This window comes from Klebsiella sp. Shm-1, assembly GCF_040804525.1.
Taxonomy (GTDB): domain Bacteria; phylum Pseudomonadota; class Gammaproteobacteria; order Enterobacterales; family Enterobacteriaceae; genus Klebsiella; species Klebsiella pneumoniae.
Map to the genome: position 1 here is coordinate 1,973,203 of NZ_CP161823.1, position 12,143 is coordinate 1,985,345.

Sequence of the window (12,143 nt, forward strand, 5' to 3'; positions counted from 1 at the left end):
GCCAATAATGTGCGGGATGGCGCCATTCGATCCAGTCGGTGTATTTAAAGAGCACGATGCAACGTCTGGAACAGGGTGACGTTGTCACCGTAACTCAATTTCCCCGGCTGACTCATTATCAATGTGCCATCACGGCGCAGGATTCAGAGCAGGGCCTGCTTGAGCGGCGAAAGGTTAACTCCGCGCGCCACAAAGCCATTTAGCCATGCCGGGGCAGTGTCCAGCACCTGACGGGCAGCGGATTCGGTGTTAAATTCAGCAAAAACACAGGCCCCTGTGCCGGTCAGGCGTGACGGCGCATATTCTAACAGCCAGGAAAGCGCGGCATCAACCTCGCGAAAACGTTTTCTTGCGATAAGCTCGCAATCGTTGCTGAATTCACAATTTAATAACGTATTAATTGACCGGCGCGGGGTATTTCGTGGTAGCTCCGGATCGCGAAAAATGATCGGCGTCGGAATACTGACCCCCGGGTGGGCCACCAGGTACCATTTTTCCTCGGGTTCTACCGGCGTCAGTATTTCACCCACCCCCTCGGCGAAGGCGGCATGGCCGCGCACGAAAACCGGCACATCGGCCCCCAGCTGAAGGCCAAGAGTCGCCAGCTCATCTTCCGAGAGACCGCAGCCCCACAGATGGTTGAGCGCCACCAGCACGGTGGCGGCATTGGAGGAGCCACCGCCCAGGCCGCCGCCCATCGGCAGGCGCTTATCGATACTGATATCGGCGCCGCTGCCCGCCGGCAGGCGATCGCTTTCGCTGGCGGCATGCATCAGCAGACGCGCGGCGCGAACGATCAGATTCTCCTCGTCCGGCACGCCGGCCACCGGCGTCAGCAGGCGCAGTTGGCCGTCAGTACGCGGTTCGATGGTCAACGTATCGCCGTAATCGAGAAACTGAAACAGCGTTTGCAGGGTATGGTAACCATCGGCCCGCTGGCCGGTGATATATAAAAACAGATTCAGTTTTGCAGGAGAGGGCCAGCGGGTCATCATTTCACGATCCAGTTATCCATCTTCAACTTGATGCGCTGAGCGCCATTGTTCAGCTCGACATTGGACGGTAGGGCTGGCTGGGTATCGCTGGTGTAGCCGCCGTAGGTCACGTGCCAGGTTTTGCCGTTTTGCGTATAGTTCAGTTCACGCAGACGGTACCGATCGTCCAGCGAATAGTCGGTGGCGTCGCCCGGCAGGCCGATGATCCACTGGCGCAGGCTGTTCAACGGGATCGGCATCCCGGTCAGACGGCCAATCATCTCTTCGGCATCAGTGGCGGTATAGGTCTGGCCTTTGTTATCGATCAGCTGCACGCTGCCCGGCTGCGCGGTCAGCGACAGCTCGGTGCTGCCCAGCGGGTTGGTCAGCAGCAGGCGATAGCGGTCCTGGCCGGTTTGCTGCCAGAAGAAGCGGGCATAGACTTTTTGCTCATCGGAAAGATAGGCAAACGCCCCGCGGGTCTGGAACTGATTGAGGCTGCGGACAGCCTGCTGGTGCTGACGCCACTGCGGCGAATCCGGGCTTTTGCCAGGCCCTTGCGGCGTATGAAGAGAACAGGCGGTGAGGACGAGGCTGGCCAGCGGCAGCAGGCGGAACAGTCGATTCATAATGATGACAAATCCTTGATGTCTACAGGGAAAAACGGCGACAGGGAACAGCGGGCCGATTTGTGTAGCAGGTTACATTTATAACCCTTAATGCTAGCGTCGCCGGGCGATAGCGTCTACGTTCAAGTTGTCTGAAATCAAAAAATTAACCTTAATGGCGGTCTTGCTTTAACTATTACTCCAAAAGGGGAGCCTCTCTTTTATTGATTACGCGCATCCTGTATGATGCACTCAGACTAACCTTAGCAACGCTGGTACTACTCCCTCACAATGACCCTTTTAGCTCTTGGCATCAATCACAAAACAGCTCCGGTCGCCCTGCGAGAACGCGTCACGTTTTCGCCGGAAACGCTCGATAAGGCGCTGGAGAGCTTGCTGGCTCAGCCGATGGTGCAGGGTGGGGTGGTGCTGTCGACCTGCAACCGCACGGAACTCTATCTCAGCGTCGAAGAGCAGGATAACCTGCAGGAAGCGCTGATCCGCTGGCTGTGCAACTACCACGGCCTCAACGAAGAAGACCTGCGAAAAAGCCTTTACTGGCATCAGGATAATGACGCCGTCAGCCATCTGATGCGCGTCGCCAGCGGCCTCGATTCGCTGGTGCTGGGCGAGCCGCAGATCCTCGGCCAGGTGAAAAAAGCCTTCGCCGACTCCAGCCGCGGCCATCTTAACGTCAGCGAGCTGGAGCGGATGTTCCAGAAATCCTTTTCAGTGGCTAAGCGCGTGCGTACCGAAACCGATATCGGCGCCAGCGCGGTCTCTGTGGCTTTCGCCGCCTGTACCCTGGCGCGGCAAATCTTTGAATCGCTCTCCAGCGTCACCGTGTTACTGGTCGGCGCCGGTGAAACCATTGAGCTGGTAGCGCGCCATCTTCGCGAACATCACGTGCGCAAAATGGTGATCGCCAACCGCACCCGTGAACGCGCCCAGGCGCTGGCGGAGGAAGTGGGCGCCGAGGTGATAGCCCTCAGCGATATCGACGAACGGCTGAAAGAGGCCGACATCATTATCAGCTCCACCGCCAGCCCGCTGCCGATCATCGGCAAAGGCATGGTGGAGCGTGCGCTTAAGGCGCGGCGTAACCAGCCGATGCTGCTGGTGGATATCGCCGTCCCGCGCGACGTTGAACCAGAGGTCGGCAAACTGGCTAACGCCTACCTCTACAGCGTCGACGATTTGCAAAACATCATTCAGCATAACCTGGCGCAGCGTAAGGCTGCCGCGGTGCAGGCGGAATCGATCGTCGAGCAGGAAACCAGCGAATTTATGGCCTGGCTGCGCGCGCAGAGCGCCAGCGAGACCATTCGCGAATACCGTTCTCAGTCTGAGCAGGTCCGTGAGGAGCTGACGGCGAAAGCGCTGGCCGCGCTGGAGCAGGGCGGTGATGCCCAGGAAATTATGCAGGATCTGGCGCGCAAGCTCACTAACCGCCTGATCCACGCGCCAACCAAATCTCTTCAGCAGGCCGCCCGTGACGGGGACGACGAACGTCTGCATATTCTGCGCAACAGCCTCGGGCTGGAATAGCGCACCTTTCTCTTATTTTCAGGACAGGGTGAATTCACGCCTATGAAGTCTTCTATTGTTGCCAAACTGGAAGCGTTGTACGAGCGCCATGAAGAAGTGCAGGCGCTGCTCGGCGATGCCGCGACGATTGCCGATCAGGATAAATTCCGCGCGCTGTCGCGGGAGTATGCTCAACTGAGCGATGTGGCGCGCTGCTATACCGACTGGCGTCAGGTGCAGGAGGATATTGAAACCGCGCAGATGATGCTCGACGATCCGGAAATGCGCGAAATGGCGCAGGAAGAGCTGCGTGACGCCAAAGAAAAAGGCGACCAGCTGGAGCAACAGCTGCAGGTTCTCCTCCTGCCGAAAGATCCTGATGACGAGCGTAACGCCTTCGTGGAAGTGCGCGCCGGGACCGGCGGCGACGAAGCAGCGCTGTTTGCCGGCGATCTGTTCCGCATGTACACCCGTTACGCAGAATCGCGCCGCTGGCAGGTAGAGATCCTCAGCGCCAACGAAGGTGAGCACGGCGGCTTTAAAGAGGTGATCGCCAAGATCAGCGGCGACGGCGTTTACGGTCGGCTGAAATTTGAATCCGGCGGCCATCGCGTGCAGCGTGTGCCGGCCACCGAATCGCAGGGGCGGATCCACACCTCCGCCTGTACGGTGGCGGTGATGCCGGAGCTGCCGGAAGCCGAAATGCCGGACATTAACCCGGCGGATCTGCGCATCGATACCTTCCGTTCCTCCGGGGCAGGCGGTCAGCACGTTAACACCACCGACTCGGCTATCCGCATTACCCACCTGCCCACCGGCATCGTGGTGGAGTGCCAGGACGAGCGTTCTCAGCATAAAAACAAAGCCAAGGCGCTGTCGGTGCTGGGCGCGCGCATCCGCGCCGCCGAAGTGGCCAAACGTCAGCAGGCGGAAGCCTCCACGCGCCGCAACCTGCTGGGCAGCGGCGACCGCAGCGACCGCAATCGCACCTATAACTTCCCGCAGGGCCGCGTGACCGACCACCGCATCAACCTGACGCTCTACCGTCTGGATGAGGCGATGGAGGGCAAACTCGACATGCTGATTGAGCCGATTGTCCAGGAACATCAGGCCGATCAGCTGGCGGCGCTGTCCGAGCAGGAATGATGACCTTTCAGGCCTGGCTGCAGCAGGCGATCGCCCGCCTGGCGGAGAGCGACAGCCCGCGACGCGACGCCGAGATCTTGCTGGGACACGTTACCGGCCGGGCGCGAACCTGGATTTTGGCCTTCGGTGAAACGACGCTCTCTGCTGACGAGGCGGCGAGGCTGGAGGCGCTCCTGGTGCGACGCCAGCGCGGGGAACCTATTGCTCATCTGGTCGGACAGCGCGAGTTTTGGTCGCTGCCGCTGTTCGTCTCCCCGGCGACGCTGATCCCCCGCCCGGATACCGAATGTCTGGTAGAGCAGGCGCTGGCGCGTCTGCCAACCGCGCCGTGCCGTATTCTCGACCTCGGCACCGGGACCGGCGCCATTGCCCTGGCGCTGGCCAGCGAACGTCCGGACTGTGAGGTCACCGCGGTGGACGTGATGCCGGACGCCGTGGCGCTGGCGTTGCACAATGCCGAACATCTGGGCATCGCTAACGTGACGATAAGTCAAAGCGACTGGTTTAGCGCGCTGGACGGGCAGCGCTTCGCCACGATCGTCAGCAATCCCCCCTATATCGACGCCGCCGACCCGCATCTCGCCGAAGGCGATGTGCGCTTTGAGCCGTTGACGGCGCTGGTCGCAGGCGACCAGGGGCTGGCCGATCTGGCGCATATCATCCGCGAGGGACGGCAGTATCTGCAGCCCGGCGGTTGGATGCTGCTGGAGCATGGCTGGACTCAGGGCGAGGCGGTTCGCGCGCTGTTCCGCGAAGCGGGCTATCTGGACGTCGCGACCTGTCGCGACTATGGCGACAATGAGCGTCTGACCCTCGGACGTTTACCCGACATGGAGAATGTTGGCTGATGAACTTATTCACGGCTGTCCTCTACCTGCACATTGCCACAGTGGCGGTGTCGGTAGGATTGTTCGTTTTACGTTACTGGTGGATGTATCACCAGAGCCCGCTGCTGAACCAGCGGTGGGTGCGAATTGCGCCGCACTGCAGCGATACGCTGCTGTTTCTCAGCGGCGCAGGGTTAATGGCGATAACGCACTACCTGCCGTTCACAGAAGACGGCGCATGGCTGACTGAAAAGCTGTTTGGCGTTATCATTTACATCGCATTAGGTTTTATCGCGTTGGGCCGTCGTCGTCCGCGCAGCCAGCAGAGCCGCTTTATCGCGTTCCTGCTGGCGCTGGTGGTGTTGTTTATCATCATTCAACTCGCCATCACAAGAATACCGATACTGGGGTAGGTCATGGGGTCATTAGCGGATTTCGAATTTAACAAAGCGCCATTGTGTGATGGCATGGTCCTCATTTCTGAACAGGTCCGCGACGATTTTCCGTCGCGTTTTGTCGAGGAAGAGCTGCAGCGATTGCTGCGCCTCGCGCAGGAGGAGATTGCGCCGTCGTGGGACCAGGAGCGCCAGATAGAACGATTGCTGGAGCTGTTTTACGACGAGTGGGGCTTTGGCGCCTCGCAGGGCGTGTATCGTCTTTCCGACGCGCTATGGCTGGATAAAGTGCTGGTTAACCGCCAGGGGAGCGCGGTGTCGTTAGGCGCGATCCTGCTGTGGATCGCCCAGCGCCTGGCGCTGCCGGTGGTGCCGGTGATCTTCCCGACCCAGATGCTGCTGCGTGCGGACCCGGAAACCAGCGAAGAGATGTGGCTGATTAATCCGTTTAACGGCGAGACCCTCGACGAGCATACCCTGGAGGTATGGCTCAAGGGCAACATTGGGCCGGTGGCGGAATTGTTTAATGAAGATCTCGACGAAGCGGATAACGCCGAGGTGATCCGCAAGCTGCTGGACACCCTGAAGTCGGCGCTGATGGAAGAGCGGCAGATGGAGCTGGCCCTGCGCGCCAGCGAAGCGCTGCTGCAGTTTAATCCGGAAGATCCGTATGAGATCCGCGACCGCGGGCTGATATACGCCCAGCTGGACTGCGATCACGTGGCGCTGTTGGATCTGAGCTATTTCGTTGAGCAGTGCCCGGAGGATCCGATCAGCGAGATGATCCGCGCGCAGATCAACACGATTTCGCATAAACAAATTACATTGCATTAGTCTGGAACCATTCCGGTTACACCCTGATAAGGCGAACTTATGAAACAAAAAGTGGTTAGCATTGGTGATATCAACGTAGCGAACGACCTGCCGTTCGTGCTGTTCGGCGGGATGAACGTGCTGGAGTCGCGCGACCTGGCGATGCGTATCTGCGAACATTATGTCACCGTTACGCAGAAGCTTGGTATTCCCTACGTCTTCAAAGCCTCCTTTGATAAAGCCAACCGTTCCTCCATCCACTCCTATCGTGGGCCGGGTCTGGAAGAAGGGATGAAGATTTTCCAGGAGCTGAAGCAGACCTTTGGCGTGAAAATCATCACCGACGTTCATGAAGCCAGCCAGGCGCAGCCGGTGGCTGACGTGGTGGACGTGATCCAGCTTCCGGCTTTCCTCGCGCGCCAGACTGACCTGGTGGAAGCGATGGCGAAGACCGGGGCGGTGATCAACGTCAAGAAGCCGCAGTTTGTCAGCCCGGGTCAGATGGGCAACATCGTCGATAAGTTTATCGAAGGGGGTAACGACAAAGTAATCCTCTGCGATCGCGGCGCTAACTTCGGTTACGACAACCTGGTCGTGGATATGCTCGGCTTCGGCGTGATGAAGAAAGCCTCCAACAACTCGCCGGTCATTTTCGACGTCACCCACGCGCTGCAGTGCCGCGACCCGTTTGGCGCAGCCTCCGGCGGTCGTCGTGCGCAGGTGAGCGAGCTGGCCCGCGCCGGTATGGCGGTAGGTATCGCCGGTCTGTTTATTGAAGCGCATCCGGATCCGGACCACGCGAAATGCGACGGCCCGTCCGCGCTGCCGCTGGATAAACTGGAGCCGTTCCTCAAACAGATGAAAGCGATTGACGATCTGGTGAAAAGCTTCGACGAGCTGGATACCAGCAAGTAAGCCTGACTGCATCAGTAAAAAAGCCTGCCGGCGTCAAAACCGGCAGGCTTTTTTTCGCCCGGACTCCGCCGGGTGGGAAAGCGGGGTCAGGCGAAAATGGTCATCAGATAGGCGGCGAACAGCGCCATGTGGGCCGCGCCGTTCAGCACATTGGTGCGTCCGGTGGAGAAGGAGATATGGCACAGCACCAGCGAGGCGACCATCACCACCATCTCCGGGGCGCCAAGGCCAAAGCGCAGCTCATTGCCGGTCAGGAAGGCGATGAGGGTGACCACCGGGACCGTCAGCGATATGGTGGCCAGCACGGAGCCGAAAAACAGATTCATCGCCCGCTGAACCTGATTGTTGAGCACCGCTTTCAGGGCGCCAAGGCCTTCCGGCGACAGGATCAGCAGAGCCACCAGGAAGCCTGTAAAGGCCACCGGGGCATTCATGCTGGTCAACAGCGTTTCCAGCGGGTTAGCGTTCATTTTGGTAACCGCGATCACTGCCACCAGGTGCACCAGCAGCCAGGCGGTATGCCACCCGCTGCTGTGGGCGGACGGTTTACCGTGGTGCGGGTCGTCATCGTCGCTGTCGTCTTCATGCTCATAAACAAACAGGCTCTGATGGGTTTTGGTCTGAATAAGCAGGAAAACGCCGTACATGGCCGCCGAAATTACCGCCACCAACAGCGATTGCCCGGTGCTGAAGTTCGCGCCCGGCAGCGCCATCGGAAAGACCAGCACGATAATCGCTAGCGGAAACAGGGCGATAAGATACTGCTTAATGCCGAACAGATTCATATATTGGGTGGCGAATTTACGCCCGCCCAGCAGCAGAGAGAAACCGACCAGACCGCCGGTGACGATCATAATAATGGAGTAGAGGGTATCCCGCATCAAGGTCGGCGCGGCGTCGCCGGTGGCCATTAAGGCAGAGATCAAACTGACCTCAAGGATAACCACCGACAGGCTTAAAATCAGGGAGCCATAGGGTTCGCCCAGGCGGTGGGCGAGGACGTCGGCGTGGCGGACCACGCTGAAGGCGCTGCTCAAAATGCCGACCAGCGCGAGGATATTGATCGCGATAACCACTGGCAGTGACTGGCTGCTGCCCCAGAAAAACAGCACCGCCAGCGCCAGCACCGGAAAGACGAGGGAAGACTCCTTATGGCGGGTTTTTACCGCCTCATGTGCATGGGTCATGAACCATCTCCATTTATGCAGGTGTTATAATTATAAAAACGTAGGGCGGTAAAGTAACAGATCTTGCTAAATTACCGCTGGTTTTTTACTTAAATTTACGGGTATCGAGGGATATCTTGATTAGTTTATTATAATTTATGTTTACTTATATTTAGTTCTTATTATTCAGATAATTACTAAAATAATTTTTCTACTCATTTTGACCTTGATAGCCAGCCGACTGCGTACCAGACTTAAACTTAATGCCTAAACAGGAGGTCAGTATGCCCTATCGCAGTAAACAAGAACTCCCCGACAGCGTTCAGCATGTACTGCCTGCCCATGCGCAGGAAATTTATAAAGAAGCGTTTAACAGCGCCTGGGATCAATATAAAGATAAAGACGAGCGGCGCGATGACGCCAGCCGCGAAGAGACGGCGCACAAAGTCGCCTGGGCGGCGGTGAAGAACAGCTATGAGAAAGGCGATGATGATAAGTGGCATAAGAAAAAATAATCGCTGACGCCGCTTTTTCGCTTGCCAGCGCCCCGCTGATTGCTTATTGAAAGATAAAGCTGGATAATATTTCAGCAATATTGACGGATGCATGAGACGAACGCCGGGAAGCGGGCAGTGGCGGAGGTAGTAAACAGTGTTAACTCGTGATTTCTTAATGAATGCGGATTGTAAGACAGCGTTTGGCGCTATTGAGGAATCGCTACTCTGGTCGGCAGAACAACGTGCAGCCTCGCTGGCGGCGACGCTGGCCTGCCGCCCGGATGATGGCTCAGTATGGATCTTTGGCTACGGTTCGCTTATCTGGAACCCGGCGCTCAATTATCGCGAGTCCTGCACCGGCACGCTGCCGGGCTGGCACCGCGCGTTTTGCCTGCGGTTGACCGCCGGGCGCGGTAGTGCCTGCCAGCCGGGACGCATGCTGGCCCTCAAAGAGGGCGGCCGAACCACCGGCGTCGCCTATCGTCTGCCTGACGACACGCTGGAGGAGGAGCTGACCCTGCTGTGGAAGCGGGAGATGATCACCGGCTGCTATCTGCCCACCTGGTGCAAGCTGGAGCTGGACGACGGACGGACGGTGAATGCCCTGGTGTTTATTATGGATCCGCGCCATCCACTGTTTGAACCGGATACCAGTGCCCAGGTTATCGCCCCGCTGATCGCCCGGGCCAGCGGGCCGCTCGGCACCAACGCCCAGTATCTGTTTTCGCTTGAGCAGGCGCTGCGCAAGCTGGGCATGCACGATGCCAGTCTCGATGACCTGGTGGCCAGCGTCCGTGCGCTGTTGGGCGAGAGTCCGACGCCGGGCTTGGCCTGAGCGCGCGCAAAAGAAAACGCCCGGCATGACCGGGCGTCCGATTGCTGACCAGTAAGGAAAAAGCGTGGTTTTTCCTTACTGGTGGTTATCAGCCGAAAATCAATAAATTGATTTTCCTTGTTATTTTTCTGGTGCAATCTGCAAGTACAATGATTGCATGAGGTTTGTCATGAATCTCACGCCCGGCATGACCGGGCGTGTGTTCTGGCAGTGACGGTCAGGCCGGCACGTAGCTGATGGAGTGCTCCAGCGACTGGCTGTGACTGTCGATAAGCACGTTCCAGGTGCCGCTGTAGGGCACCGTCAGATAGGCGCTGTCCCGATCCTGCACGCTCAGAATATCCGCATGACTGTCGCCCGGGACCTTCGCGCTCATCAGATGAATATGGCAGCGCTCTGAGCACCGCACCACCAGCGTGTCACCACCAAATAACGTCAAACTTGCTTTAACCATCGCCATTTTATACCCCGTTTCTGTCCCGCTACAGCATCCTGCCCACCCAGTCCTCGCGTGATATTGTTCACACTTTGCTCTGTGCATCACACCAAACGGCGCGGGTCGGGATGCTGATTTTGATCAAAAAAAGGGATAAAGATTAAACAAAAATGACGTTGTTCCTGAAAGCATTCAGCTAACGTTTTTTTTATCTCTGCAGGCGGCGAAACCTGATATTTCCTGCCGTTTGGCGCCCCAGATTCAGAAGGTCAGCACTTTATCTGCCGCCAGGGTCCACTGGGCCAGCTCAACGAGAGTGCCAACCTCCACGCCGTCAACCAGCGGAAGTGCGCTGACCCCGCGGCCGTCCGCGCAGGTTTTACACAGCTTCACGGGAACCTGCTGGGCGGTGAGGATCTCCAGCATCTGCTGCACATTATACCCTTCTGCCGGCTTCTGCCCCCGCAGCCCGGCGGTGACGGCGTCGGACATCAGAAACAGCTTGAGATCGAGGTCGGACTGCTGCTCGCGCAGGGCAATGGCCAGGCGCAGGCTGTTGAACAGGGATTCGCTGCCGTAGGCGGCGCCGTTGGCGATGATCACAATACGTTGCATACAAACTCCTTCTTAAAGGCACGGTTATTGCTTTAGGCAGTATAAAGCGTTAACCCGGAGGAGGGGTATGAATAATACGACTGGTCATGCGCACGATGCGACGGCCTGGCTGCAGCTGGCGCGTCGCCTGCAAAAACAAAAGCTTCAGCAGCTTAGCCAACTGGGGGAACTGGCCAGCCAGCTCAGCGCGCTGGTGCATATGCTGCAGTGTGAGCGCGGGGCGTCGAATATCTATCTTTGCTCGGGCGGCTTGCTGTATACAGCGGAGTGTCGGGCGGGAGGGGCGCTGGTTGACGAGCGGCTAGCCCTGTTTTATGCCAGCCTCGAACGGGCGCGCGCGGTAGCCGGCAGCGCGCTGTGCTGGCGTATCGCCAGAGCGGTTGACGAGCTGGCGCAGCTCCCGGCGCTACGCGCGCAGATCGGCCGCCGGCAAATTGCCGCTGAAGCCGCGACGGAGCAGTTCAGCCGCGTCATCCGCCATCTGCTGAACATCGCCCCGCAGCTCAATGACAGCATTGACGATCCGCCGGTGGCTGGTCGGATGGTCGCCCTGTACAGCTTTATGCAGGGAAAAGAGCTGGTGGGCCAGGAGCGCGCGCTGGGAGCATTGGGCTTTACCCGCGGCGAGTTCAGCGACAGCCTGCGCCAGCAGCTGGTGGACCGTATTGACGGTCAGCAGCCCTGCTTCGACAGCTTTCAGGCGCTGGGCAGCCCGGCGACCGTCCAGTTGTTCAGAACCCAGTGCCACGCCGGTCTGGATATTGAACAGCTGCGGCGGATCGCCTGTACCCGCCAGCCGGCTGCCGACGGCGGGGAAACGGCGCTGCGCTGGTTTGGCCTGCAAACCCAACGGCTTGAGCAACTGCGCGAAGTGGAAGAGCAACTGATCGACGATCTGCTGGATGCCACCGACGCGCTGTTAGCAGACGACGCGCCTGGCTGGCAGGCCGGAGAGGAAGACGATAGCGTGACGCCACGGCTCGATAAACAGCTACTGCCGCTGGTGCGCCAGCAGGCCTATGAGCTGCAGCAGCTCTCCAGCCAGCTGGCCTCGCTGAAAGACGCGCTCGAAGAGCGCAAGCTGATCGAAAAAGCGAAAATTCTGCTGATGACGCACCAGGGAATGCAGGAGGAGCAGGCCTGGCAGACGCTGCGCAAGATGGCCATGGACAAAAATCAGCGCATGGTTGAGATAGCCCGCGCGCTGCTGATGGTGAAGGCGATTTGGCCGCTAACACCAAAGGAGTAGATGCACAATCGATGGGCATTCTTTGCCTGCCGGCGGTGCACTTTTAGGTGAAAAACCGGCCAGCGTTGGGAAAAAGCCCGCCAGCGCGCTATTGCCAAAGCTGGCATCCCGTTTGCATTACTTATTAAGTGAATAAAAGT

The 12,143-nt window shown here is 58.5% G+C and carries 14 protein-coding genes; 9 read left to right on the plus strand and 5 right to left on the minus strand.

What is annotated here, in order from left to right; genetic code table 11:
* Positions 1-143 precede the first annotated feature (143 nt).
* Together ispE and lolB are read right to left on the minus strand one after the other, a co-directional pair.
* On the minus strand, positions 144-992 hold the full coding sequence (gene ispE / locus AB1E37_RS09565; protein WP_004898981.1) for a 4-(cytidine 5'-diphospho)-2-C-methyl-D-erythritol kinase: 849 nt from the start codon (positions 990-992) through the stop codon (positions 144-146).
* A complete protein-coding gene (lolB, locus tag AB1E37_RS09570; RefSeq protein ID WP_002910405.1) occupies positions 992-1,603 on the minus strand; it encodes a lipoprotein insertase outer membrane protein LolB in 612 nt (203 codons plus the stop codon). Before lolB ends, ispE begins: the two co-directional genes overlap by 1 nt.
* 270 nt (positions 1,604-1,873) lie before the next feature.
* Here lolB and hemA point away from each other — a divergent pair, with 270 nt between their 5' ends.
* From hemA to kdsA, 6 genes are read left to right on the plus strand one after another with little or no spacing between them, the layout of a single operon-like run.
* A complete protein-coding gene (hemA, locus tag AB1E37_RS09575; RefSeq protein WP_002910404.1) occupies positions 1,874-3,130 on the plus strand; it encodes a glutamyl-tRNA reductase in 1,257 nt (418 codons plus the stop codon).
* A gap of 42 nt (positions 3,131-3,172) precedes the next feature.
* Positions 3,173-4,255 carry a peptide chain release factor 1 gene (gene prfA / locus AB1E37_RS09580; RefSeq protein WP_002910403.1) on the plus strand — a complete coding sequence of 361 codons (1,083 nt, stop codon included), beginning with the start codon at positions 3,173-3,175 and terminating at the stop codon, positions 4,253-4,255.
* Entirely contained in the window at positions 4,255-5,103 is an 849-nt protein-coding gene (prmC, locus tag AB1E37_RS09585) for a peptide chain release factor N(5)-glutamine methyltransferase (RefSeq protein WP_032447666.1), read from the plus strand. Before prfA ends, prmC begins: the two co-directional genes overlap by 1 nt.
* On the plus strand, positions 5,103-5,495 hold the full coding sequence (gene sirB2 / locus AB1E37_RS09590) for an invasion regulator SirB2 (protein WP_004145428.1): 393 nt from the start codon (positions 5,103-5,105) through the stop codon (positions 5,493-5,495). The genes prmC and sirB2 overlap by 1 nt, the downstream gene beginning before the upstream one ends.
* A 3-nt stretch (positions 5,496-5,498) precedes the next feature.
* The gene (gene sirB1 / locus AB1E37_RS09595) at positions 5,499-6,311 is read left to right on the plus strand and encodes an invasion regulator SirB1 (protein ID WP_002910395.1); all 813 of its coding nucleotides are present in this window, start codon (positions 5,499-5,501) and stop codon (positions 6,309-6,311) included.
* Between the two features lie 39 nt (positions 6,312-6,350).
* Positions 6,351-7,205 carry a 3-deoxy-8-phosphooctulonate synthase gene (gene kdsA, locus AB1E37_RS09600; RefSeq protein WP_002910393.1) on the plus strand — a complete coding sequence of 285 codons (855 nt, stop codon included), beginning with the start codon at positions 6,351-6,353 and terminating at the stop codon, positions 7,203-7,205.
* 86 nt (positions 7,206-7,291) lie between these two features.
* On the opposite strand, the gene chaA is transcribed toward kdsA, so the two are convergent.
* A complete protein-coding gene (gene chaA / locus AB1E37_RS09605; protein ID WP_002910392.1) occupies positions 7,292-8,392 on the minus strand; it encodes a sodium-potassium/proton antiporter ChaA in 1,101 nt (366 codons plus the stop codon).
* 263 nt (positions 8,393-8,655) lie between these two features.
* On the opposite strand from chaA, the gene chaB reads away from it, so the two are divergent.
* Positions 8,656-8,886, plus strand: a complete 231-nt coding sequence (chaB, locus tag AB1E37_RS09610; RefSeq protein WP_002910389.1) for a putative cation transport regulator ChaB — start codon at positions 8,656-8,658, stop codon at positions 8,884-8,886.
* A 136-nt stretch (positions 8,887-9,022) separates the two neighbouring features.
* Positions 9,023-9,703, plus strand: a complete 681-nt coding sequence (locus tag AB1E37_RS09615) for a gamma-glutamylcyclotransferase (protein ID WP_004152258.1) — start codon at positions 9,023-9,025, stop codon at positions 9,701-9,703.
* Positions 9,704-9,920: 217 nt separating this feature from the next.
* On the opposite strand, the gene AB1E37_RS09620 is transcribed toward AB1E37_RS09615, so the two are convergent.
* Together AB1E37_RS09620 and AB1E37_RS09625 are read right to left on the minus strand one after the other, a co-directional pair.
* On the minus strand, positions 9,921-10,163 hold the full coding sequence (locus tag AB1E37_RS09620; RefSeq protein ID WP_002910387.1) for a DUF1883 domain-containing protein: 243 nt from the start codon (positions 10,161-10,163) through the stop codon (positions 9,921-9,923).
* Between the two features lie 237 nt (positions 10,164-10,400).
* Complete coding sequence (locus AB1E37_RS09625; protein WP_002910380.1) at positions 10,401-10,754, minus strand: DsrE/DsrF/TusD sulfur relay family protein; 354 nt, start codon at positions 10,752-10,754, stop codon at positions 10,401-10,403.
* 67 nt (positions 10,755-10,821) lie between these two features.
* Between AB1E37_RS09625 and nasR the strand changes: the two genes are divergently transcribed.
* Positions 10,822-12,003: a nitrate regulatory protein NasR gene (gene nasR / locus AB1E37_RS09630; protein WP_029884258.1), complete on the plus strand. Its 1,182-nt coding sequence runs from the start codon at positions 10,822-10,824 to the stop codon at positions 12,001-12,003.
* Positions 12,004-12,143 lie beyond the last annotated feature (140 nt).

Bases quoted from the DNA above. Each gene is read 5' to 3' on its own strand.
- sirB1 (WP_002910395.1), top strand. From the start codon at position 5,499: ATGGGGTCATTAGCGGATTTCGAATTTAACAAAGCGCCATTGTGTGAT.
- chaA (WP_002910392.1), bottom strand. From the start codon at position 8,392: ATGACCCATGCACATGAGGCGGTAAAAACCCGCCATAAGGAGTCTTCC.
- kdsA (WP_002910393.1), top strand. From the start codon at position 6,351: ATGAAACAAAAAGTGGTTAGCATTGGTGATATCAACGTAGCGAACGAC.
- AB1E37_RS09625 (WP_002910380.1), bottom strand. From the start codon at position 10,754: ATGCAACGTATTGTGATCATCGCCAACGGCGCCGCCTACGGCAGCGAA.
- prmC (WP_032447666.1), top strand. From the start codon at position 4,255: ATGACCTTTCAGGCCTGGCTGCAGCAGGCGATCGCCCGCCTGGCGGAG.
- prfA (WP_002910403.1), top strand. From the start codon at position 3,173: ATGAAGTCTTCTATTGTTGCCAAACTGGAAGCGTTGTACGAGCGCCAT.
- AB1E37_RS09620 (WP_002910387.1), bottom strand. From the start codon at position 10,163: ATGGCGATGGTTAAAGCAAGTTTGACGTTATTTGGTGGTGACACGCTG.
- sirB2 (WP_004145428.1), top strand. From the start codon at position 5,103: ATGAACTTATTCACGGCTGTCCTCTACCTGCACATTGCCACAGTGGCG.
- hemA (WP_002910404.1), top strand. From the start codon at position 1,874: ATGACCCTTTTAGCTCTTGGCATCAATCACAAAACAGCTCCGGTCGCC.
- lolB (WP_002910405.1), bottom strand. From the start codon at position 1,603: ATGAATCGACTGTTCCGCCTGCTGCCGCTGGCCAGCCTCGTCCTCACC.
- chaB (WP_002910389.1), top strand. From the start codon at position 8,656: ATGCCCTATCGCAGTAAACAAGAACTCCCCGACAGCGTTCAGCATGTA.
- ispE (WP_004898981.1), bottom strand. From the start codon at position 992: ATGACCCGCTGGCCCTCTCCTGCAAAACTGAATCTGTTTTTATATATC.
- nasR (WP_029884258.1), top strand. From the start codon at position 10,822: ATGAATAATACGACTGGTCATGCGCACGATGCGACGGCCTGGCTGCAG.